We start from the raw sequence: 20,452 nt of genomic DNA on the forward strand, positions 1-20,452 counted from the left end.
CTCAGACGATCAACCGGAGACGCCAACGCCTTCCAGCTTCTTCAGTTCCGTCTCGGGATCGAAGTCGGCGGGCGGGAACTTCGGGTCCATCCCCTCGATCGTCTCGATCAGCAGCCGCGCGACCAGCCAGTTGCGATACCACTTGCGATCGGCCGGGACGGCGTACCAGGGCGCGGCCGCCGTCGAGGTCTTGGCGAAGATGTCGGCGTACGCCTTCTGATAGTCGTTCCACTGGGCGCGTGCGTCGAGGTCGGCGGGGTTGTACTTCCACCACTTCGCCGGGGTCTCCAGCCGCGCCTTGAGCCGCTTCAGCTGCTCCTCCGGCGAGATGTCGAGGAAGACCTTCACGATGGTCGTGCCCGCCTCGGTCAGCTCCTTCTCGAACGCGTTGATCTCGGCGTAGCGCTTGCGCCATTCCGCCGCGGGCACCAGCTTCTGCACGCGCGGGACCAGGATGTCCTCGTAGTGGGAACGGTCGAAGACGCCGATCTGCCCCGGCCCGGGGAGCTGTTTGCGGATCCGCCACAGGTAGTGGTGACGCCGCTCGGCCGCGGTCGGCTTCTTGAACCCGGCGTACCGCACGCCCATCGGGTTGACGAGCCCGAGGACGTGGCCCACCGTGCCGCCCTTGCCGGAGGTGTCCATCCCCTGCAGGACCAGCAGGAGGCTCCGGTTCCCGCCGCCGACGCCCTCCGCGTACAACGCCTCTTGCAGCTCGGCGAGCCTGCCTCCGGCGTCCGCGAGGTCTTTGAGCCCCTTGGGCTTCTTGTTCGGCCCGATCGGGAACGTGCCCGGGTGGTGCCGCTCGCCGCCCTTGCCGATCCTCAGCGTGTCCCGGACGGAGACGGTGTCCTTTTTCGCCATCCGGCGACCATAACCGCGGTCCGGGCAGCTCGCCTCCGGTGATCGACGACGCCGCTGCACGATTTCGCCACTCGATGGAGTCGATACGCAACGAACAACGGGTCAAAGCAACGTTTCCCGGATGAAAGCCGCCGGACGGGCATCTAACCTGAACGCATGACGACCGCCGACTTCATCGCGCTCGACGAGCAGTGGAGCACGCACAACTACCACCCCCTGCCCGTGGTGATCGCCACCGCCGAAGGCGCCTCGGTCACCGATGTCGAGGGCAAGACCTACCTCGACTTCCTCTCCGGCTACTCGGCGCTGAACTTCGGGCACCGGCACCCCGGGCTCGTCGCCGCCGCGGTCGAGCAGTTCGGCCGGGTGACGCTGACCTCGCGCGCCTTCCACCACGACCAGCTCGGGCTGTTCTGCCGGGAGCTCGCCGAGCTGACCGGCACCGAGATGACCCTGCCGATGAACTCCGGCGCCGAAGCCGTCGAATCCGCGGTGAAGATCGCCAGGAAGTGGGCGTACCGGGTCAAGGGCGTGCCCGACGGGACCGCGGAGATCGTCGTCGCGGGCTCCAACTTCCACGGCCGCACGACCACCATCGTGTCCTTCTCCACCGACGAGACCGCGCGCGCCGACTTCGGCCCGTTCACGCCGGGCTTCGTCACGGTCAAGTACGGCGACGCCGAAGCGCTGCGCGACGCCATCACCGAACGCACCGCCGCGGTCCTGCTGGAGCCGGTGCAGGGCGAGGCAGGCGTGATCGTGCCGCCCGCCGGCTACTTCGCCGAGGCGCGACGGCTGTGCGACGAGCACAACGTCCTGCTGATCGCCGACGAGATCCAGTCCGGTCTCGCCCGCACCGGCACCGTCCTCGCGCTCGACCACGAAGGCGTCCGCGCCGATGTCTACACGCTGGGCAAGGCGCTCGGCGGCGGCATCATGCCGGTCTCGGCGGTCGTCGGGAGCAAGGACGTGCTCGGCGTGCTGCGGCCGGGTGAGCACGGCTCCACCTTCGGCGGGAACCCGGTCGCCTGCGCGATCGGCCGTGCCGTCGTGGGCCTGCTGAAGACCGGCGAGTTCCAGGAGCGCTCGCGGGAACTGGGCGCCCACCTGCACTCGCGGCTCGGCGAACTGGTCGGCAACGGGCTGGCGGAGGTCCGCGGGCGCGGGCTCTGGGCCGGGATCGACATCGCGCCCGGCGGGCCGACCGGCCGCGAGGCGTCCACCGCGCTCGCCGAACGCGGCGTCCTGTGCAAGGAGACGCACGACCACACGCTGCGGATCGCGCCGCCGCTGGTGATCAGCCGCGAGGAGCTCGACCGCGGTATCGACGCGATCACGGAGGTCGTCGAGACGCGGTGAACCTTTCGGACGGGTTGTACGTTGCCTGTCCATGGGAGAAGAGCGGGAGTGGGTGGAGCGGCCGCTGGTCGGCACCGAGACGGTGTCGCCGGAGGACTGGTCCGCCAGGGGTAAGGCGCTGCGGGCCGAGGCGCCGACGTCCGCGCACGATCACGCGGCGGCGGGCGAAGGACGGCCGAGTGTGGCGGAGTTCTTCGCGCGGAGCAACGAAGGCCGCCTGCCGGAACTGGTGGACCTGCGGCGCGAGCGCATGCTCGCGTCGCCGTTCACCTTCTATCGCGGGGCCGCCGGGCTGATGGCCGCCGATCTGGCTGGTTCGCCGTCTTCCGGGCTGACGGCGCAGCTCTGCGGCGACGCGCACGCCGCGAACTTCGGGCTGTACGGCACGCCCGAAGGCCAGATCGTCATGGACATCAACGATTTCGACGAATCGGTGCCGGGACCGTGGGAGTGGGATCTCAAACGGCTCGCCGCGAGTCTCGTCCTGGCCGGGCGCGAGGGCGGCATCGGTGAATCCGGCTGCCGTGAAGCCGCCGAGGACGCGGTGAAGTCGTACCGGCGCACCATCCGGGGGCTGGCGGAGCTGCCGTTCCTGCGGTCGTGGAACGCGTTGCCGGACGCGTCGGTGCTGAGCAAGGTGCGCGCGCACGATCTGATCGACGACTTCGAGGAAGCGGCCGAGAAGGCGCGGAAGAACACCAGCGCCAAGGTCACCGCGAAGTGGACCAGGCGGATCGACGACCACGAGACCGGCCTCGAACGGCACCGCTTCGTCGAAGACCCACCGGTGCTCACGCACGTCGACGACGCGACCGCCGAAGCCGTCGTCGCCGGGCTGGTGTCCTATGTGGACACGCTGCGTGAGTCGCGGCGGACGCTGCTCTCGCGGTACCGGGTGTCCGATGTGGCCTTCCGGGTGGTCGGCACCGGGAGCGTCGGGCTGCGCAGTTATGTGGCGCTGCTGCACGGGAACTCGGGCGAAGACCTCGTGCTGCAAGTGAAACAGGCCGTCCCGTCGGCGCTCGCGCCATTCCTCGGCCTGCCCGCCCCGGAGCACGAGGGCCGCCGGATCGTCGAAGGCGCGCGGCTCGTGCAGGCTGAAACCGACATCCTGCTCGGCTGGACGACCATCGACGGCGTGCCGTACATCGTGCGGCAGTTCCGGAACCTCAAGGGCGACATCGATCCGGCGGAGCTGAAGAAGGACCACCTCGACGACTACGGCCGCCTGGCCGGCGCATTGCTGGCGCGGGCGCACGCGCGATCGCTGCATCCGCGGATGCTGGCGGGGTACTTCGAGGACGACGAAGACCTCGATGAGGCCATCGGGGCCTACGCCGTGCGGTATGCGGATCAGACCGAAGCGGACTTCGCCGCCTTCGGCCGCGTTTAGTCCTCTAAATGCGGTAGGGGGCGGTCGGGGGACAAACCGATCCGGCACTTCGCGTGACTGATCGGACGGCATGTGTGATCCGACGGACGACACACGTGATGGAGTGGACGACAAACGGAGAGCCCGCCCAGGCACGCGTGTCGTCCATCTGATCACGTGTGTCGTCCATCCAGACACGCAACATCGCCAGTAGGTATCTACGACACCGTTGGGCCCTCACGACCCCGAGCACCCCCTGCCGCATTTAGAGGACTAAATGCGGGCTTAGACCAGGGCCAGGACATCGTCGGCGCAACCCCAGGCCACCGTGATCCCCGCGCCCCCGTGCCCGTAGCAGTGCACGACGCGGCCCTCCCGCTCCAGCCGCACCTCGGGCCGGAACGGCCGCAAGCCGACCTTCGCGCCCAGCACGGGCGCGTCGGCCAGCGCGGGCACGAGTTCGCGGCACCGGCGCACGATGTCGGCGGTCACGCCGGGGTCCGGCTCGACCGAATCGCGGCCGGGCTCCTGCGTGCCACCGCAGACGACGTGACGGCCGTGCGGGATCACGTGCCGCAGCACCGGCGTCGAGCCGTCGACGATCCATTCGGTCAGCCCCGGATCGGCGAGGTGGACGACCTGGCCGCCGACCGGCACCACCGTGCCGTCGCCCGCCAGCCGTCCCCCGCCGAGCCCGGCGGCGTTCACCACGAGATCCGCGTCGAGGTCGGCCAAACGCGACACGGTGCGATACTCGGTCCGCACGCCCAGCGCGGCGACCTCCCCGGCGAGCCAGGCGAGGTACACCGGGGTGTCGACCAGCGCGGTGGTGAAGGTGAGCCGCCCGGGTTCGTGGTCGAGGCCCGGCATGGCCAGCGCCCACGACGGCGGCGCCGCCTCGCGCGGGACGATGTAGGTCCCCCGGAGCATGCGGATCCCGGGAGCACCGAGGGTGCGGTACTCCTCGACGCTCGTCGTGGTCCAGCGGTCGACCCGGTCGGAGTTCGCCGCCAGCGGTGGAAACAGCACGCCACCCGCGACCGCGGAGGTCGTCTCCCCCGGTGCGGCGTCGGTGAGCACCGTGACGTCGTGCCCGGCGCCCGCCAGCCGGTGCGCGCAGCTCAGCCCGATCACCCCGCCGCCGACCACCGTGATCCGCATCGAAAGCCCCCTTCGTCCTCGCGAGCCGTCCCTGCATGGTGACTGATCACCCGTCACGTAATCTCGCCGGATGAGCGGAAGAGCGCCGTACGGGCTGGTCGCGGTGACGTGCGCCGTGATCATGGTCGTGCTCGGGGTGCTGGTCTCCGGCGAAGGTCTCTCCGGCCCCGACGAACTCGCCGTCAAGTGGGTGGAGCGCAGCTTCGGCCCCGACACCGTCCTCCTACGGCTCCTCGTGCTGCCGACCGAGGCCTACGTCCTGATCCCGGTCGCGGTCCTCGCCGTCCTGTGCCTGATCGGCGGCCGCAGGCTCGAAGCGGTGCTGACCATCGTGGGCCCGCTCGTCGCGATCCTCGCGAACACCTGGGTCCTCAAACCGCTCTTCGACCGCTGGAAGTACACCTACCTCGCCTACCCCAGCGGGCATACCGTCGCGCTGGTCGCGGTGCTGACCGTGCTCGTCCTGCTCGCCCGCCCCGGCGTCGCGACGGCGGTGATCGCGACCGTGGGCGCGGTGGTGCTCTGCGGCGTGACGATCGGCATGATCGGCCTCGGCTACCACTACCTGACCGACGTCGTGGGCGGCACGCTGTTCGCCGTCGCGACCGTGTGCGCCACGTGGGTCCTGCTCACCTGGGCTGCACGGCGTCGCGCGCCAGTGCCGTCAGACGGCTGACGGCGCGCAGGTACTTCTTGCGGTAGCCGCCGTTCACCATCTCTTCGGTGAACAGCTCGGGCACCGGCTCGCCGGAGACCACCAGCGGGATCGCGCGGTCGTAGAGCCGGTCGGCGAAGGCGACCAGCCGCAATCCGACGTTCTGGTCGGGCACCGGGTGGATGTCGCGCAGATGCACCCGGGTCACGCCGTCGAGAAGCCTGCCGTAGCGCGAAGGGTGCAGCTTGCCGAGGTGCTCGCACAGCGCGTCGAAATCGTCCACAGTGGACTCGGGATGGGTGGCGGCGGAGGCTTCCAGCTCCTCGGGGCTCGCGGGCGGCGGCGCGTCCGGCAGGCCGCGGTGGCGGTAGTCCGGGCCGTCGACGCGGCAGACACCGAACCGGGCGGACAACGACTGGATCTCGCGCAGGAAGTCCGCGGCGGCGAACCGGCCTTCGCCGAGTTTGTCCGGGAGCGTGTTGGAGGTCGCCGCGACGAACACCCCGGCCGAGATCAGCTCCTGCAGCAGCCGGGTGACGAGCATCGTGTCGCCGGGGTCGTCGAGTTCGAACTCGTCGATCGCCAGGAACCGGTGCTCCGACAGGCGCCGCACCGCCTCGGCGAAGCCCAGCGCGCCGACGAGGTGGGTCAGCTCCACGAACGTGCCGTACGCCTTGGGCGACGGCGTCTCGTGCCAGGTCGAGGCGAGCAGGTGCGTCTTGCCGACACCGAAACCGCCGTCGAGATAGAGCCCCATCGGCCCGGACGGCGCCTCGTCCCCGCCGCCGAACAGCGCGCGCAGCTTCGACTTCGGCTTCCGGTTCGAGGCCTCCGCCACGCGCTTCGCGAACGCGCCGCAGTCGACGACGGCCTGTGCCTGGCTCGGCTCGTCCGGATTGGGCACATAAGTGGAGAACCGGACCGCGTCGAACCTCGGCGGCGGGACGAGCGCGGTGATCAGCTCGTCGGCGGACAGCTCCGGACGGCGATCGATCAGGCGGGCGGGCATTCGCCGAGCGTAACGGCACCGTCGTCGCGGGTTCACTCTCCCTGACCGGGCGTATCCCCGCTCAGCGGTGCCGTCGGGCGCGTGCTGGGATGGCGGTGTGCAGCTTTTGTGGCCAACGACACCGGCGGAACCCGTCTCCGATGGCGACCTCGAACGGCTCTACGGGTATCCGGAAGGCCTGACCCGCCCCTGGGTCCAGGTCAACTTCGTCAGCTCCGCCGACGGCGCGGTGGCGGTCGACGAGCTGTCCGAGGGGCTCTCCTCCCCCGCCGACAAGCGGATCTTCGTGATGGGGCGGCTGCTTTCCGACGTGATCCTGGTCGGCGCCGGCACGGCGCGCGCCGAGGGCTACCGCGGCGCGCGGATCACTCCCGAACGCGCCGCCCGCCGGGTCTCGCTCGGGCTGTCCGAAGTGCCGCCGATCGCGGTGGTGACCCGTTCCGGTGAACTCGACCCGGAAGGCCCGTTGTTCACCGACACCAAGGTCCCGCCGATCGTCATCACCACCGAAAAGGCGCCCTGGGCGGCGCTGGAGCGCGCCGGCGCCGAGGTGCTCGTCGCCGGGACCCAGGACGTCGACCTCCACCGCGCGCTCGCGCTGCTGAACGAACGCGGGCTGCGCCGGATCGACTGCGAGGGCGGGCCGGCGCTGTTCGCCGACCTGATCGCGGCCGACCTGGTCGACCAGCTGTGCCTGACCGTCGCCCCGCTGCTGGCGGGCGCGGGCGAGCGCCGGATCGCCGACGGCCGCCCGGCCCCGGAACCGCGGCGGATGGACCTCGCGTCCGTGCTCTTCGAAGACGGCTTCACCATGCTGCGTTATCGCCGCCGGGAGGGCGGGTGAGCGAGGCCGTGCCGGTTCCGGACGAGGAACTGGCGGCCAGGGCCGCCGGCGGGGACCACGGCGCCTTCGACATCCTGGTCCGGCGGCACACGGCCAGGATGTACCGGGTGGCGCTGCGGATCACCGGCAGCTCGTCGGAAGCCGAGGACGTCGTCCAGGAGGCCTGGCTCTCCGCGTGGCGCGCGCTGCCCGGCTTCCGGTTCGAATCGGCGGTGTCGACCTGGCTCTACCGGGTGACGACGAACGGCGCGCTCGGCACGGTCCGGCGCCGGAAACCGACGGTGCCGCTCGACGAGGGCGACGCGGGTGTCGTGCCTGGTCCGGAGGGGTACGTGGTGAGCGCCGAACAGGTCGGCACGGTGCTGCGCGCGATCGCCGAACTCGACGTCGGCCAGCGGATCCCGCTGATTCTGCGAGAATTCGAGGGGTTGACCTACGAAGAGGTGGCCGAGGTGCTGGAAGTCAGCGTGCCCGCACTGCGCGCCCGCCTGCACCGCGCGCGGGTGGCGCTGCTGGCGAAACTCGGCGACAACTTCCGACCCGGGGAACGGTGATGAGCGAGGATCCGCGCGACGACCCCCGGTGGCAGCAGGTGCGCGCCGCCGCGAGCCGTCCGGTGCCGACGCCGCCGGGGCTCGTCGAACGCGTGCTCCGCTCGGTCGGCGGCGTCCGCGGCGGGCACACCACCGCCCCGCTCGATCTGCCCTCGTCGGGCGGCAAGACCCAGGTGTCGGAACGGGCGCTGGTGCTGATGACCAGAAGCCTCGCCGCCGAGATCGGCCGCGAGCTCGGCGGGGTCCACGTCTCGGCCGTCGCGCTCGAAGAGGACGTGCTCCAGGTGCTGGTGACGATCCGGTTCGGCGTCGAGGCGGCCGTCGCGGACCTGTTGCGGCAGCGGGTCAGCGCGGCGCTGACCGGCCAGCTCGGGTCGGCCCCGCCCACGATCAACGTCCACGTCGTCGACGTCCACCCGGACTGAACCCCCGCAACTGATTACCCCATCCGGGGGACATCGCGTGACGGCTCGGCATGCGCGCGTGTCCTGGTCGGTGAGAGCGTAGGGACCGCCGCGCGCGCAGGTCGCGCGGCACAGGCCGAGAAGGAGCGAACTTCATGGCGCAGCCGAGCGCGAGCAAGCCCGACACCCCCTCGGTGGGGGCTGGGTCGGGGTCGTCCCTCAACGAGGAAGGAGCCGCCGGCAAGACCACGATCTCGTCGGTGGTGGTGCAGAAGGTGGCGGGTCTCGCCACCCGCGAGGTGACCGGGATCCACGCGCTGGGCGGCGGCGTCTCGCGGGCCTTCGGCGCGATCCGCGAGCGCATCCCCGGCTCCGGCACGGTCACCACGTCCGGCGTGTCGGTCGAGGTCGGCGAGAAGCAGGCCGCGATCGACCTCGACGTGGTCGTCGAGTACGGCGCCCGCATCGTCGACGTCGCGCGCGCGGTGCGCCGCAACGTGATCGGCCAGGTCGAGCAGATCACCGGCCTCGAGGTGATCGAGGTGAACATCGCGGTCAACGACATCCACCTGCCCGACGAGAACGGCGGCGAGACCGAGTCCTCGCGGGTCGAGTGATGAACGGGACCCAGACCGGCCTGCTCGCCGGCCTCATCCTCGGCCTCGCCGCGACCCAGGGCTTCACCGCGTTCCTGGTGACGCTGGCCGTCGGCGTCATCGGCCTCGTCCTCGGCCGCGTGCTCGACGGCGAACTCGACCTCGGCGACCTGTTCGGCCGGGGCCGCGACAAATGACCCTCCCGGCCGAACCGGAGGACCGCGGCACCCTCACCATCGCGCCGGCCGTGGTCCGCAAGATCGCGCAGCACGCCGCGGACCAGGTCGACGGGACCACGCGCGCCGAGCGGCGGATCGCCGGGCTCGGGCTGGGGACGCACGGCGCGAGCGCGAAGGTCGGCGGTGAGGGCAACGACGTCGATCTCGTGCTCGACGTGGCGCTGCACTACCCGGCGCCGGTGCGGCGGATCGTCGGCGATCTGCGCGCCAAGGTCACCGAGGAGGTCGAGCGGATCACCTCGTACCAGGTCCGGGACGTCTCGGTGACGGTGTCCGCGCTCCTGCCCGACATCGCGCCCCGCGTCCGTTAGAAGGAGCGAACCGCATGCGTGTGATCGTCCGCCTGCTGTCGGCCCTGATCGGGCTGGCACTGGCCGCCGCCGGGGTCCTGCTCGCGTTGGAGGTCGGCTGGGGCTGGTGGCGGCCGGGACGCGGGCCGCTGTTCGTCCCGTGGGACGACTGGCGCGACAGGCTCGCGGAGCTGTCCTGGAGTGATCCGGCGGTCCGGTACCTCTCGATCGCCGTCGCGGTCGTCGGGCTGCTCCTGATCGTGGCGGCCGCCTCGGCCGGGCGGCGGGCCATCCGGCTGACCGATCCGGCGAACGAGGTCAGCGTGACCACGTCGCCGCGTTCGCTGGCGAGGCTGGTCGGGGTGACGGTGCGCGCGCAGGACAACGTCGCGGGCGCGAAGGTCACGGCCACCGCCAAGAAGATCCGTGTCCGCGCGACGAGCAGGCTGGAAACCGAAGGCGAGCTGCGGCCGCGGCTGCTGGAGACGGTCTCCGGCCTGCTCGACGACGTCCCGCTGGTGCGGCGGCCGAAGGTGTCGGTCGTCGTCGACTCCCCGAAGGACCGCCGATGACCCGTTCGGTCTCCGCCAAGGCACTCGGCCGGTCCACCGGCACGGAACGGACGCTGACCGTCCTCATCGGACTCCTCGCGCTGCTCGGCGGGGCGGCGGCGCTGGTGGTCGGCGCGGGCTGGCTCGGCACGTACCGCGCCGACCGGCCGCTCGTGGACCCGATCGCCCTCGACTGGCTGTCGCGGCACGCGCTCGCCGGCCGTATCGGTGCGATCGTGCTCGGCCTCCTCCTGCTGTGGCTGGGCCTGTGGTGGTTCTTCCGGTCGCTGCGCCCGGAAGGCCGCCCGGACCTCGAACTCGACGACGACCTGGTGGTGACCTCCTCGGCCATCTCCGAGGCCGTCCGCCTCGACGCCGAGACGGTCGACGGGGTCGGGCGCGCCCGGGTCCGCGCGGTCGGCGACAAGGAGAACCCGGCGCTGCGGATCACGCTCTGGCTCGTCGAGGGCACCGACCTGAAACGGGTCTGGGAACAGCTCGACCACACCGTGCTGGCCCGCGCGCGGGAATCGCTCGGCGTGGACGTGCTGCCGACCGCCGTCCGGATCGAACTCGACACGACGGCACCGCAACGGGTGCGCTGACCGCGCCGGTGCGGCAAGAATGGCCGTCATGTCGCTTCCCTTGACGCCGCCGGTCAAACCGATGCTCGCCAAACCGGCGAAGGCGATCCCCGATTCCGGCGGGCTGCTGTTCGAGCCCAAATGGGACGGGTACCGCTGCCTGGTGTTCCGCGACGGCGACGAGCTGACCCTGCAGTCACGGTCGGAGAAACCGCTGAACCGGTACTTCCCCGAGGTCGTCGAGCGGTTGAAGGCGACGCTGCCCGACCGGATCGTGCTGGACGGCGAACTGGTGGTCGCCCGGGGCGGGAAGCTGGACTTCGACGCGCTCACCGACCGGGTCCACCCCGCCGAGAGCCGGGTCAAGCTGCTGGCGGAACAGACCCCGGCGGAGTTCGTCGCGTTCGACCTGCTGGCACTCGGCGACGAGTCCTTTCTGGACGAACCGACCTCGAAACGGCGGGAACGGCTGGAGAAACTCGCCTCCGACGGGATCCATCTCACCCCGGCCACCGCGGACCCGGCGGTCGCGCGGCACTGGTTCGAGCTGTTCGAGGGCGCCGAGCTCGACGGGGTCATCGGCAAGCCGCTCGACGAGCCGTACACGCCAGGCAAACGCGTGCTGCTGAAGTACAAGCACTCGCGCACCGCCGACTGCGTGCTCGCGGGGCTGCGCTGGCATGTAGACGGCGAGCCGGGCGAGCTGGTCGGCTCGTTCCTGCTCGGGCTCTACGACGAGAACGGCGTGCTGCACCATCCCGGTGTCGTCGGCTCGTTCCCGGTTACCCGGCGGCGTGAACTGGCCGAGGAGCTGGCGCCGCTGATCACCGACGGGGCCGATCACCCCTGGCTGGGCGACAACGTGCGGGAGCACCAGCGGATCCCCGGCGGGATCACCCGGTGGAAGGCGAAGGAAGCCCCGTGGGTGCCGCTGAAACTGGAAAAGGTGGTCGAGGTCGGCTACGAGCACACGGAAGGCGGATATCCGTCGCGGTTCCGCCACACCGCGCAGTTCAAACGCTGGCGCCCCGACCGCGAACCGGACTCCTGCACCTACGCCCAGCTCGACGAGGTCGCCCGCTACGACCTGGACGCCGTGTTCCGCGGCGAGGTGAAACGCACCCGCTAACCGTGTCCTGACATCCGACCTGCGAAGCTCTGTTCCGAGCTTTTGTCATGCCCTGGAAGTGAGGACCAGCCCGTGAGCACCGCCCGCCGCACGCCACGGCTGTTCCTGATGACGACCGTGGTCGCGGCCGTGCTCGCGGGCTGCACCGCCGGGCCGTCGGTCCGGCCCGCGGTGATCGACAACGACGGCAAGCCGGATCCCGGCGGCCAGACGACGGCGCAGCAGGTGCCGCTGCCGCCGCTCGCCGAACCCCGGTCGCCGTCGATCAAATGGGAGGACTGCGACGAGGCGACCCGGCAGCGGCTGGGCCAGCCGTCCGTGCCGGACACACTGAAGTTCTCCTGCGCCAGGGTGGCCACGACGCTCGACGCGCCGGACCTGCCGGGCCGAGGGCTCTCGCGGCTGTCGGTGGTCAAGACCGGCGGCGGGCCGATCCCGCTCGTCGTGGTGAACGACGTCGACGGTGAGCCGGGGTCGCTGTACGCCGCGCGGCTGGCCGCGACGCTGCCGCCCGAGTTCCTGCAGAAGTTCTCCCTGGTCGGCGTCGACCGGCGCGGGACCGGGTCGTCCGCGCCGGTGCAGTGCATCCCGGCGGAGATCCGCACCGATCTGCTGAGCGGCGACCCGACGGCCGCCGACCTCGAAGGCGTCGTCGACGCGGCGCGCAAGGCCGGTCAGCAATGCGCGATCGAACTGGACGACTCGCAGGTCGCGATGGACAGCTGGCGGGCGGCGGGCGACCTCGAAGAACTCCGCGAGCAACTGGGCATGGACAAACTGCACGCGCTGGGACGGGGCGACGGTTCGAAGGTCCTCGCCGAATACGCCGTGCGGTTCCCGGCGCAGGTCGGCCGCGTGATGCTCGACGGGCTGCCCGATCCGGCCCCCGACGCGGCCGCGGTGCAGGAACAGGTCGCCGCGAGCGCGCAGGCCACCCTCGACGCTTTCGGCGCCGACTGCATCGCGAGGGGCTGCCCGATCGGCGACGCCCGCTCGGCCGTGTCCGCCGTCGCGGACCGGCTCCGCTCCGCCTCCGCGACGACCACCGACGGCACGGAGATCACGCCGGGGATCGCCCTGTACGCCATCTACTCCGGGCTCGCGCAGCGCTCGCGCTGGGTGGAACTCGCCGAAGCGCTCAAGACCGCGCAGACCGGCGACGTCACCCCGCTGGCCGCGTTCGCCGAACCGGTGCTGAAGGACTCCCGGGCGCGGCCTTCGCGACTGGACGGCACGCTCGCGACCAAGTGCAATGACAGCGCGACCCGGCTCTCGGCCGAGGAACTCACGCGCGTGACCACGACGCTGCGCGACAAGTACCCGCAGTTCGGTGTCTTCGCCGCGCAGCAACTGGCCTGGTGCAGCCCGTGGCCCGTGCGCCGCGAACCGCTCCCGCCCGCGGGCGCGCCCGGTGCGCCGCCGATGCTCGTCGCGGGCACCGCGACCGACCCGGTCACCCCGGAACAGGGCACCGGCCGGGCCGCCGACCAGATGCCGAGCGCGGTCACGATCACCTGGCAGGGTGCCGGGCACGGGGCGCTGAGCCTGTCGCCGTGTGTCGCGGACGCGACGCGGGCGTTCCTGATCGACGGGAAGGTGCCCGTGGACGGGACCCTCTGCCCGGCCTGACCCGTCGCGGGGGCTGAAGGACGCTTTCACCGCATGTGATGCGACGAAAGCGCCCTTCACCGCGTGACATGCGGGGAAAGCGTCCTTCAGCCGCGCGAAGCGCTACTGCCGGTAAGACTCCACCTCGGACACCGGACGCGCCGTGGCCTGATCCGGGTCGTCGTCGAACTCGACCCGCGCCCGCCGCTGCCGCAGCAGGTCCCAGCACTGGTCCAGCTGCTGCTCCACACTCGCGAGGCGGGACCGGTCGTCCGAGCTGAGCCCGGTGCCGATCGCCCGCGAACGGAGTTCGTGCTCCTCGCTGACCAGCTCGTCGATCCGGCTGAGGATGTCCCCGTCGGCCATACGCACCTCCCGCGAAACGTGGGTTGCTCCATCCGAGACGCTACGCGCACTCACGGGAATGCGCGTACCGCCCGATTCGTTACGCCGGGCATGAGCACAGTGGAGCTGACCGCCGCCAACTTCGACCAGGTCGTGTCGGACAACGACTTCGTCATCATCGACTTCTGGGCCGGCTGGTGCATGCCGTGCCGTCAGTTCGCGCCGACCTACGAGAAGGTGTCGGAGAACCACGACGACATCGTGTTCGCGAGCGTCGACACCGAGGCCGAGCAGCAGCTGGCCGCCGCCTTCGACGTACGCTCGATCCCCACCCTCGCGGTCATCCGCGACAAGACGGTGATCTACGCCCAGCCCGGCGCGCTCCCGGAGAAGACGCTCGAAGACCTCATCCAGCAGGCACGCGACATCGACATGGACAAGCTCAAGGAAGACGCGCAAGAAGCCTGACGAAAGAAGGGGCCCTTCCCGGCGGATTTCGCCCGGGAAGGGCCCCTTTGTACTTCAGCGGAACTGTGCCACCGGGGCCGGGTCAGCCCCTGGTGGCGAGTCCGCGCAGGAAGAACGCCAGGTTCGCCGGGCGTTCCGCCAGCCTGCGCATGAAATAGCCGTACCATTCGTCGCCGTAGGGGACGTAGACGCGCATCGTCTTGCCGTCGCCCGCGATCCGGCGCTGCTCTTCGGGACGGATCCCGTACAGCATCTGGAATTCGTGGTCGTCCGCCTTGCGGCCCGCGTCGGCCGCGAGCTTCTCGGCGATCGCGATCATCCGCGGGTCGTGCGAGGCGACCATCGGATAACCCTTGCCCTGCATCAGGATCTTCAGGCAGCGCACGTAGGACCTGTCCACTTCGGACTTGTCCTGGAACGCGACCTCCTCGGGTTCGGCGTACGCGCCCTTGCAGAGCCGGACGCGGGAACCCTCGGTCGCCAGGTCGCGGCAGTCCTGCTCGGTGCGCCGCAGGTAGGCCTGCAGCACCGCGCCGACCCAGGGGTACTCGGTGCGCAGCTCCTTGAGGATGCCCAGCGTCGAGTCGGTGGTGGTGTGGTCCTCCATGTCGAGGGTCACCGTGGCCCCGACCGCTTCGGCCGCCGCGCAGATCTTGCGGGCGTTCTCCAGCGCGACCTTCTCACCGTCGGCGGGCAGGAACTGGCCCACCGCGGACAGTTTCACCGACACGTCGGCGCCGAACGCGAGGCCGTCGGCCGCCAGCGCGGTCAGCAGCTCCTCGTAGGCGCGGACGGTCGTCGCGGCCTGCTCGGCGTCGGTGGTGTCCTCGCCGAGGTGGTCGAGGGTGACCCGGAGGCCGTCGTCGGCCAGTCCGCGGACCACCCGGGCGGCGTCGGGCGTCTTCGCGCCGGCGACGAACCGGCTCACCACCGATCGGGTGGCGGGGACGACCTCGACCAGCTTGCGCATCCGCTGGGATCGAGCGGCGGCGAGCAACGGGGCACGCAACATCACGAACTCCTGGTTCTCAGCCCTGGTGGGGGTAACGGACGCTGGTGGGCGGCACGAAGGTCTCCTTGACCGAGCGCGGGCTCGTCCAGCGGAGCAGGTTGAACACCGAACCGGCCTTGTCGTTGGTGCCGGACGCGCGACCGCCGCCGAAGGGCTGCTGGCCGACGACCGCGCCGGTCGGCTTGTCGTTGACGTAGAAGTTGCCGGCGGCGAAGCGCAGCGCCTCGGACGCCTTCGCCACGGCGGTGCGGTCGTTCGCGATGACCGCGCCGGTGAGCGCGTAGTCGGCGGTCTCGTCGACCAGCTTCAGCACCTTGTCGAAGCCCTCGTCGGTGCTGTCGTCGTACACGTGCAGCGCGAGGATCGGGCCGAAGTACTCGGTGCGGAAGATCTCGTGGTTCGGGTTGTCCGACACCAGGATCGTCGGGCGCACGAAGTAGCCGACGCTGTCATCGGCGGTGCCACCGGCGATGACCTCGATCTCGGCGTCCTCGGCCGCGCTCTTCAGCACGGCGGCGTGCTTGTCGAAGGCGCGGCGGTCGATCACGGCGCCACCGAAGTTGCCCAGGTCGTTGACGTCGCCGTAGGTGATGGCCTCGGTCTCGGAGACCAGGTCGTCCTTCAGGCTCGCCCACAGCGAGCGCGGGACGTACGCGCGGGACGCGGCCGAGCACTTCTGGCCCTGGTACTCGAAGGCGCCGCGGATCAGCGCGGTGCGCAGGATGTCGACGTCGGCGGAGGCGTGCGCGAGCACGAAGTCCTTGCCGCCGGTCTCGCCGACCAGGCGCGGGTACGTGCGGTAGCCGGAGATGTTGGCGCCGACGGTGGCCCACAGGTGCTGGAAGGTCGCGGTGGAACCGGTGAAGTGGATCCCGGCCAGGTCGCGGTGGGTCAGGGCGACCTCGGAGACGGCCTTGCCGTCACCCGGCAGCAGGTTGATCACGCCCGGCGGCATACCGGCCTCTTCGAGCAGCCGCATCAGCATGTGCGCGGCGTAGCTCTGCGTCGGCGACGGCTTCCACAGCACGACGTTGCCCATCAGCGCGGGCGCGGTCGGCAGGTTGCCGGAGATCGCGGTGAAGTTGAACGGGGTGATGGCGTACACGAAGCCCTCGAGCGGGCGGTGCTCCATCCGGTTCCAGATACCGGGCGAGCTGACCGGCTGCTCGGCGAGGATCTGACGGCCGAAGGCGACGTTGAAGCGCCAGAAGTCGATCAGCTCGCAGGCGGAGTCGATCTCGGCCTGGAAGGCGGTCTTCGACTGGCCGAGCATGGTGGCGGCGTTCAGCTTGGCGCGCCACGGGCCGGCGAGCAGGTCGGCGGCGCGCAGGATGATCGCGGCGCGGTCGTCGAAGGACAGCGCGCGCCAGCCGGGGGCGGCGGCCTTGGCGGCGGCGATCGCGTCGTGGGTGTCCTGCGCGGTCGCGCTGTGGATGACGCCCAGCACCGCCTTGTGGTTGTGCGGCTGGACGACCTCGATCTTCTCGCCGCCGCCCTTGCGCTGCTCACCACCGATCGTCGCGGTGATGTCGATGGGGTCGGCGTTGCCCAGCGACTTGAGCGCGCCCTCGAGTTCAGCGCGCTCAGCGCTGCCCGGCGCGTAGTTCAGCACCGGCTCGTTCTTCGGGGCGGGGGTCTGGGTCACGGCGTCCACTGACTGCTCCTGACTTCACTTCGCCGGATAGAGGTCTCACCCCGAACGGTAGACCGGACGGCTTCGCCACGGCTTGTCCGACTGGCTAGAATCAGGGTGACCATCTTGTCCGATCGGCTTAATCCGGTGATGACCTGACCACGGATACGACACCAGGCGCCTCCCTCCGGCATGTCCTCGCCACGCTCGGGGAACCGCTGGTCAGGGTGCTCGCGGCCCCCGGCGGGCTCGGGGTCGGAGTGGAGGACGTCGTCATCCACGATCCGGAGGATCCGCCCGACGCCCATCCGGGTGACCTCGTCCTGGTGATCGGCGCTCGCGGACGCTCGGCGTCCGGGGCGATCCGGGCCGCGGGGCGGTCCGGCGCGGCCGCCGTCGCGGTCAAGAACGGCTCGGCCGTCGTCAACGTCGCGGCCGACGCGGGGATCGCGCTGATCGAAGTCGGCCACGAGGCGCGCTGGGAGCAGGTCGAAGCACTGGCCAGAGGCGTCGTCGACGCGGCCCGCGCCGGTGGCGAGGCGGACAGCGGTGAGGTACTGGGCGATCTGTTCTCGCTGGCGCAGACCATCGCGACGCTGACCGGCGGCCTGGTCAGCATCGAGGACACCGCGAGCCGCGTGCTCGCCTATTCGCGGGCGGGCGACGAGGTGGACGAGCTGCGCCGGCTCTCGATCCTCGGCCGCGAAGGCCCGGAACGCTATCTCGCGATGCTGCGCGAATGGGGTGTCTACCAGCGGCTTCGTGCCGGTGAAGGCATCGTCCGCATCGACGAGCGGCCCGATCTCGGCATCCGGCGGCGGATCGCGGCCGGGATCCACGCCGGATCGCAGCCGCTGGGAACGATCTGGGTCCAGGAGGGCGCGCATCCGCTCACCGAAAGCGCGGAGGTCGCGTTGCTCGGCGCGAGCCGGGCGCTGGCACCGCAGCTGATCCGCCACCGGACGCTGCCCAGCCCCGAACTCCGGCTGCGCGAGGATCTGCTGGCAGGGCTGCTCGACGGACGCGTCGACGCCGAGTCCGTCGCCGACGACATCGGCGCGGATCCCGGGAAACCCGCCATGGTGCTGGCGTTCTCGCTCCCCCGGGACCGGGCCGCGACCGACCGGCAGCTGCGGCGTGCCGAACTGGTGCACCTGATCACCGTGCACACCGCCGCGTACCGGCGCAGCGCGCTGGTGAGCGTGATCGGCGGCCGGGTCTACGCGCTCCTCCCCGACCTCCCGGAGCACGCCGAAGCGCCGATCCTGGCGCTGGCCAAGGAGATCGTCGGCACCGCGCAACGGCATCTCGACGTCCGGGTGCGCGCGGCGCTGGGCGGTGTCGTGCCCCGTCTCTCTGAGGCGGCGGCCTCCCGCGGCGACGCGGACCGCGTGCTGGCGACGATGGCGCGCGGGCACGAGACCGCGGACGTCGCCTCGCTGGCCGACGTCCGCGCCGAAGTCCTGCTCTCGGAGGTGCTCGCGTTCCTCGGCGAGCAGCCGAGGATCCGCGATCCGCGGCTGACCGACCTTCTCGCGCACGACGCCGAGCACGGCGGCATCCTGGTGCCCGCCGTGCTCGCGTACCTCGACGCGTTCGGGGACGTCCGGAGCGCGGCGCGCGAGCTGAACATCCATCCGAACACGGTCCGCTACCGGGTGCGCCGCGCCGGCGAGGTGTCCGGGATCGACCTGGACGACCCCGCGCAGCGCCTGCTCACCCAGCTTCTGTTGCGCCTCTAGGGTTTCCCCTGCCCGCATTTAGTCCTCTGAATGCGGTCCTTGCGCGTGCAAGTACCGCATCCAGAGGACGAAACGCGTGGGGTCAGGCCAGGGTCAGGCTGAACCGCCGGTTCTGGACGTCCAGCTTGTCCAGCCGCACCGCGACGGCCGCCCCGGCGGCGAACGGGCCGGTTCCGCCGACGGTCGGCAACAGCCCTTCCATCCCGGGGGCCACTTCGACGAACGCGCCGAACGGGAGCACCCGCGTGACGACGCCGTCCAGAATGCCGCCATCGGCATGCGCGGCGACGAAAGCGCGCCAGTTTTCGGTGGGAGACATGCGATTCACCTCCTTTCCGCGCATGGTCCACATATGAGGACACCTACGCGGAGGCGGGCTGCGGGCCCGCGCGGAGATCAAGCGGCGGCCGGGGAACCCGTCCGCTCACGGCACGAGGCCGACCCGGCAGTCATGCCGCGACAGTAGCAAAGTCACGACACCGCGGCGAGGCTCCGCGAGCCGGCGACCTCGGCCAGCGCGCGATAGGACTCCAGCCGCTCCGCCTGGTCGAAAGTGCTGGTGGTCACGAGGATCTCATCGGCGCCGGTCTTGGCGACGAGATCGGCCAGCCGGTCCCCCACCTCGTCCGGGGTGCCGGCGAGCTGACCGTCGAGCGCCCGGTCCAGCCGGTCCCGGTCGCGCTCCGACAGCGGCCCGGCGAGGATCTCCTCCGCCGGCGACAACGGCGGGAAGACACCGTGCGTGCGCGAATAGACGGTCGACCACGCTTCGGGGATCAGCAGCCGCCGCGCCCGTTCGGCCGTCTCGGCGACCGCGATGGCCGTGGACACCACGACATACGGCCGCGACGCCCGCGGGGAAGGGCGGAATCCGGAGCGATATCCCTCGACGGCTTCGAGCATCGGTGCCTCGCCCCGGACCGGCGCGATCACCAGCGGCAACCCCAGTTCCGCGGCCAGCCGCGCCCCGGCGCCGGTGGCCAGCAGGAACGCGGGCACGCGCAGGCCTTCCGCGGGAATGGCGTGCACGCCCGGATACGTCGTCTGATCGCCCGCGAGGAAGCCCAGCAGCTCGCGAACCTGCTCGCCGAAGCGATCGGCGTCGTCCTTGTCGTGCCCGAGCGCCTGCCGGACCCCGCCGGTGAACCCGACCGAACGCCCCAGCCCCATGTCGATCCGGCCGGGGAAGAGCGATTCGAGCACGCCGAACTGTTCCGCGACCACGAGCGGCCGGTGGTTGGGCAGCATCACGCCGCCGGTGCCGACCCGGATCCGCTCGGTCGCCGAGGCGACCGCCGCCGCCAGGACGGTGGGCGCGGAACCGGCGACACCGGGCACGCTGTGGTGTTCGGAGACCCAGAACCGGTGATAGCCGAGCGCTTCGATCTCCCGCGCGAAGGCGACCGTGTCCCGCAAGGCGCGGGGTGCGTCGCCGCCGCGGCGGGTCGGGGACCGGTCCAGTACCGAAAGCGTGATCACCTTCGGCTCAACGCGTCCGGGGCGGGCGCGCATTCCCCGCTCAGGGGCGCCAGCGCTCGCTGTAGTCCGGGTGGTCGGCGTGCGGCAGGGCCAGCAGCCGCAGGGTCAGGCACCAGTTCGTCCCGGCCTCGTCGGCGGGCACATGGCACGTCTCGCACCAGTACTCGTTGCCGTACAACGGAAATCCCGGGACCTTCTCCGAAACCGTGGTGCGATGCGCCTGCAGGAGCCGCCGGGTCGCCTCGATCTCGTTGATCATCTGATTGACCGCGTCGAGTTCGATGTCGTTGAGCGAGCGGATCTTCTTTTCGATGACGACCTTGGTCTCACCGCGAGTGAGCGATTCGTTGATCTCGGTTTTCTTGACCGCCTGCATGATCAACGCCTGGCGTTGCCCCACACGCGCGGCGAGAAAGGCGATCAGGTCGTCCACGGGTACTCCTTCGTCTCCCCCAGCCTAGTGTTCGGAGGGAAATGTCGCTGGCAGGAGGCCCGGCGTTACGGCTGAGTCCCGCGCGTCACACAGTCTCGTATCGATCCACCGCGCGGCGGTG

The 20,452-nt window shown here is 70.9% G+C and carries 24 protein-coding genes; 15 read left to right on the plus strand and 9 right to left on the minus strand.

Translation table 11 applies throughout. The features are described from left to right. Positions 1-9: 9 nt before the first annotated feature. Entirely contained in the window at positions 10-864 is an 855-nt protein-coding gene (locus MJQ72_RS03445) for a PPK2 family polyphosphate kinase (protein WP_240597585.1), read from the minus strand. Positions 865-1,020: 156 nt separating this feature from the next. Here MJQ72_RS03445 and rocD point away from each other — a divergent pair, with 156 nt between their 5' ends. Beyond that, the gene (gene rocD, locus MJQ72_RS03450; protein WP_240597588.1) at positions 1,021-2,223 is read left to right on the plus strand and encodes an ornithine--oxo-acid transaminase; all 1,203 of its coding nucleotides are present in this window, start codon (positions 1,021-1,023) and stop codon (positions 2,221-2,223) included. A gap of 31 nt (positions 2,224-2,254) precedes the next feature. Next, positions 2,255-3,616: a DUF2252 domain-containing protein gene (locus MJQ72_RS03455; RefSeq protein ID WP_240597589.1), complete on the plus strand. Its 1,362-nt coding sequence runs from the start codon at positions 2,255-2,257 to the stop codon at positions 3,614-3,616. Between the two features lie 264 nt (positions 3,617-3,880). On the opposite strand, the gene MJQ72_RS03460 is transcribed toward MJQ72_RS03455, so the two are convergent. Then, positions 3,881-4,756: an FAD-dependent oxidoreductase gene (locus tag MJQ72_RS03460; protein ID WP_240597591.1), complete on the minus strand. Its 876-nt coding sequence runs from the start codon at positions 4,754-4,756 to the stop codon at positions 3,881-3,883. A 70-nt stretch (positions 4,757-4,826) separates the two neighbouring features. Between MJQ72_RS03460 and MJQ72_RS03465 the strand changes: the two genes are divergently transcribed. Beyond that, positions 4,827-5,432 (plus strand): phosphatase PAP2 family protein, encoded by a 606-nt coding sequence (locus MJQ72_RS03465; RefSeq protein WP_240597594.1) that lies wholly within the window; start codon positions 4,827-4,829, stop codon positions 5,430-5,432. On the opposite strand, the gene zapE is transcribed toward MJQ72_RS03465, so the two are convergent. After that, positions 5,386-6,420 carry a cell division protein ZapE gene (gene zapE / locus MJQ72_RS03470; RefSeq protein WP_240597603.1) on the minus strand — a complete coding sequence of 345 codons (1,035 nt, stop codon included), beginning with the start codon at positions 6,418-6,420 and terminating at the stop codon, positions 5,386-5,388. The genes MJQ72_RS03465 and zapE overlap by 47 nt on opposite strands. A 97-nt stretch (positions 6,421-6,517) precedes the next feature. Here zapE and MJQ72_RS03475 point away from each other — a divergent pair, with 97 nt between their 5' ends. From MJQ72_RS03475 to MJQ72_RS03520, 10 genes are all read left to right on the plus strand, one after another. Next, positions 6,518-7,264: a pyrimidine reductase family protein gene (locus MJQ72_RS03475; RefSeq protein ID WP_240597604.1), complete on the plus strand. Its 747-nt coding sequence runs from the start codon at positions 6,518-6,520 to the stop codon at positions 7,262-7,264. Then, complete coding sequence (locus MJQ72_RS03480; RefSeq protein ID WP_240597606.1) at positions 7,261-7,818, plus strand: RNA polymerase sigma factor; 558 nt, start codon at positions 7,261-7,263, stop codon at positions 7,816-7,818. The genes MJQ72_RS03475 and MJQ72_RS03480 overlap by 4 nt, the downstream gene beginning before the upstream one ends. Next, positions 7,818-8,243 (plus strand): hypothetical protein, encoded by a 426-nt coding sequence (locus MJQ72_RS03485; protein ID WP_240597608.1) that lies wholly within the window; start codon positions 7,818-7,820, stop codon positions 8,241-8,243. The genes MJQ72_RS03480 and MJQ72_RS03485 overlap by 1 nt, the downstream gene beginning before the upstream one ends. 134 nt (positions 8,244-8,377) lie before the next feature. Then, on the plus strand, positions 8,378-8,839 hold the full coding sequence (locus tag MJQ72_RS03490) for an Asp23/Gls24 family envelope stress response protein (protein ID WP_240597610.1): 462 nt from the start codon (positions 8,378-8,380) through the stop codon (positions 8,837-8,839). Continuing rightward, the gene (locus MJQ72_RS03495) at positions 8,839-9,015 is read left to right on the plus strand and encodes a hypothetical protein (RefSeq protein WP_005157087.1); all 177 of its coding nucleotides are present in this window, start codon (positions 8,839-8,841) and stop codon (positions 9,013-9,015) included. The genes MJQ72_RS03490 and MJQ72_RS03495 overlap by 1 nt, the downstream gene beginning before the upstream one ends. Further along, entirely contained in the window at positions 9,012-9,368 is a 357-nt protein-coding gene (locus MJQ72_RS03500) for an Asp23/Gls24 family envelope stress response protein (RefSeq protein ID WP_240597612.1), read from the plus strand. The genes MJQ72_RS03495 and MJQ72_RS03500 overlap by 4 nt, the downstream gene beginning before the upstream one ends. A gap of 14 nt (positions 9,369-9,382) precedes the next feature. Beyond that, entirely contained in the window at positions 9,383-9,919 is a 537-nt protein-coding gene (locus MJQ72_RS03505) for a DUF6286 domain-containing protein (RefSeq protein WP_240597614.1), read from the plus strand. Beyond that, positions 9,916-10,503, plus strand: a complete 588-nt coding sequence (locus MJQ72_RS03510) for an alkaline shock response membrane anchor protein AmaP (RefSeq protein ID WP_240597617.1) — start codon at positions 9,916-9,918, stop codon at positions 10,501-10,503. Before MJQ72_RS03505 ends, MJQ72_RS03510 begins: the two co-directional genes overlap by 4 nt. A 28-nt stretch (positions 10,504-10,531) precedes the next feature. Beyond that, on the plus strand, positions 10,532-11,611 hold the full coding sequence (locus MJQ72_RS03515; RefSeq protein ID WP_240597619.1) for an ATP-dependent DNA ligase: 1,080 nt from the start codon (positions 10,532-10,534) through the stop codon (positions 11,609-11,611). A 108-nt stretch (positions 11,612-11,719) separates the two neighbouring features. Then, complete coding sequence (locus tag MJQ72_RS03520) at positions 11,720-13,240, plus strand: alpha/beta hydrolase (RefSeq protein WP_240601245.1); 1,521 nt, start codon at positions 11,720-11,722, stop codon at positions 13,238-13,240. Between the two features lie 102 nt (positions 13,241-13,342). Here MJQ72_RS03520 and MJQ72_RS03525 read toward each other — a convergent pair whose 3' ends face one another. Next, positions 13,343-13,585 carry a DUF2630 family protein gene (locus MJQ72_RS03525; RefSeq protein ID WP_016333014.1) on the minus strand — a complete coding sequence of 81 codons (243 nt, stop codon included), beginning with the start codon at positions 13,583-13,585 and terminating at the stop codon, positions 13,343-13,345. A gap of 90 nt (positions 13,586-13,675) precedes the next feature. Here MJQ72_RS03525 and MJQ72_RS03530 point away from each other — a divergent pair, with 90 nt between their 5' ends. Continuing rightward, entirely contained in the window at positions 13,676-14,032 is a 357-nt protein-coding gene (locus MJQ72_RS03530; protein ID WP_240597622.1) for a co-chaperone YbbN, read from the plus strand. Positions 14,033-14,114: 82 nt separating this feature from the next. Here the strand turns inward: MJQ72_RS03530 and MJQ72_RS03535 are convergent, their stop codons facing one another. Next, positions 14,115-15,044 carry a proline dehydrogenase family protein gene (locus MJQ72_RS03535; protein ID WP_240597624.1) on the minus strand — a complete coding sequence of 310 codons (930 nt, stop codon included), beginning with the start codon at positions 15,042-15,044 and terminating at the stop codon, positions 14,115-14,117. A gap of 16 nt (positions 15,045-15,060) precedes the next feature. After that, the gene (pruA, locus tag MJQ72_RS03540; RefSeq protein ID WP_240597627.1) at positions 15,061-16,698 is read right to left on the minus strand and encodes an L-glutamate gamma-semialdehyde dehydrogenase; all 1,638 of its coding nucleotides are present in this window, start codon (positions 16,696-16,698) and stop codon (positions 15,061-15,063) included. Positions 16,699-16,904: 206 nt separating this feature from the next. Between pruA and MJQ72_RS03545 the strand changes: the two genes are divergently transcribed. Beyond that, positions 16,905-18,419 carry a CdaR family transcriptional regulator gene (locus MJQ72_RS03545; RefSeq protein WP_240597628.1) on the plus strand — a complete coding sequence of 505 codons (1,515 nt, stop codon included), beginning with the start codon at positions 16,905-16,907 and terminating at the stop codon, positions 18,417-18,419. An 82-nt stretch (positions 18,420-18,501) separates the two neighbouring features. Here the strand turns inward: MJQ72_RS03545 and MJQ72_RS03550 are convergent, their stop codons facing one another. From MJQ72_RS03550 to MJQ72_RS03560, 3 genes are all read right to left on the minus strand, one after another. Further along, positions 18,502-18,738: a S1 RNA-binding domain-containing protein gene (locus MJQ72_RS03550; protein WP_240597631.1), complete on the minus strand. Its 237-nt coding sequence runs from the start codon at positions 18,736-18,738 to the stop codon at positions 18,502-18,504. Between the two features lie 152 nt (positions 18,739-18,890). Continuing rightward, on the minus strand, positions 18,891-19,931 hold the full coding sequence (locus tag MJQ72_RS03555; protein ID WP_396426924.1) for an LLM class flavin-dependent oxidoreductase: 1,041 nt from the start codon (positions 19,929-19,931) through the stop codon (positions 18,891-18,893). A gap of 7 nt (positions 19,932-19,938) precedes the next feature. Next, positions 19,939-20,331, minus strand: coding sequence for a DUF6221 family protein (locus MJQ72_RS03560; protein WP_240597634.1), 393 nt, complete (start codon positions 20,329-20,331; stop codon positions 19,939-19,941). Positions 20,332-20,452: the final 121 nt, after the last annotated feature.

The organism is Amycolatopsis sp. EV170708-02-1 (assembly GCF_022479115.1).
Classification (GTDB): domain Bacteria; phylum Actinomycetota; class Actinomycetes; order Mycobacteriales; family Pseudonocardiaceae; genus Amycolatopsis.

Bases quoted from the DNA above. Each gene is read 5' to 3' on its own strand.
- MJQ72_RS03445 (WP_240597585.1), bottom strand. From the start codon at position 864: ATGGCGAAAAAGGACACCGTCTCCGTCCGGGACACGCTGAGGATCGGC.
- rocD (WP_240597588.1), top strand. From the start codon at position 1,021: ATGACGACCGCCGACTTCATCGCGCTCGACGAGCAGTGGAGCACGCAC.
- MJQ72_RS03455 (WP_240597589.1), top strand. From the start codon at position 2,255: ATGGGAGAAGAGCGGGAGTGGGTGGAGCGGCCGCTGGTCGGCACCGAG.
- MJQ72_RS03460 (WP_240597591.1), bottom strand. From the start codon at position 4,756: ATGCGGATCACGGTGGTCGGCGGCGGGGTGATCGGGCTGAGCTGCGCG.
- MJQ72_RS03465 (WP_240597594.1), top strand. From the start codon at position 4,827: ATGAGCGGAAGAGCGCCGTACGGGCTGGTCGCGGTGACGTGCGCCGTG.
- zapE (WP_240597603.1), bottom strand. From the start codon at position 6,420: ATGCCCGCCCGCCTGATCGATCGCCGTCCGGAGCTGTCCGCCGACGAG.
- MJQ72_RS03485 (WP_240597608.1), top strand. From the start codon at position 7,818: ATGAGCGAGGATCCGCGCGACGACCCCCGGTGGCAGCAGGTGCGCGCC.
- MJQ72_RS03490 (WP_240597610.1), top strand. From the start codon at position 8,378: ATGGCGCAGCCGAGCGCGAGCAAGCCCGACACCCCCTCGGTGGGGGCT.
- MJQ72_RS03495 (WP_005157087.1), top strand. From the start codon at position 8,839: ATGAACGGGACCCAGACCGGCCTGCTCGCCGGCCTCATCCTCGGCCTC.
- MJQ72_RS03500 (WP_240597612.1), top strand. From the start codon at position 9,012: ATGACCCTCCCGGCCGAACCGGAGGACCGCGGCACCCTCACCATCGCG.
- MJQ72_RS03505 (WP_240597614.1), top strand. From the start codon at position 9,383: ATGCGTGTGATCGTCCGCCTGCTGTCGGCCCTGATCGGGCTGGCACTG.
- MJQ72_RS03510 (WP_240597617.1), top strand. From the start codon at position 9,916: ATGACCCGTTCGGTCTCCGCCAAGGCACTCGGCCGGTCCACCGGCACG.
- MJQ72_RS03515 (WP_240597619.1), top strand. From the start codon at position 10,532: ATGTCGCTTCCCTTGACGCCGCCGGTCAAACCGATGCTCGCCAAACCG.
- MJQ72_RS03520 (WP_240601245.1), top strand. From the start codon at position 11,720: ATGACGACCGTGGTCGCGGCCGTGCTCGCGGGCTGCACCGCCGGGCCG.
- MJQ72_RS03525 (WP_016333014.1), bottom strand. From the start codon at position 13,585: ATGGCCGACGGGGACATCCTCAGCCGGATCGACGAGCTGGTCAGCGAG.
- MJQ72_RS03530 (WP_240597622.1), top strand. From the start codon at position 13,676: ATGAGCACAGTGGAGCTGACCGCCGCCAACTTCGACCAGGTCGTGTCG.
- MJQ72_RS03535 (WP_240597624.1), bottom strand. From the start codon at position 15,044: ATGTTGCGTGCCCCGTTGCTCGCCGCCGCTCGATCCCAGCGGATGCGC.
- MJQ72_RS03550 (WP_240597631.1), bottom strand. From the start codon at position 18,738: ATGTCTCCCACCGAAAACTGGCGCGCTTTCGTCGCCGCGCATGCCGAT.
- MJQ72_RS03555 (WP_396426924.1), bottom strand. From the start codon at position 19,931: ATGCGCGCCCGCCCCGGACGCGTTGAGCCGAAGGTGATCACGCTTTCG.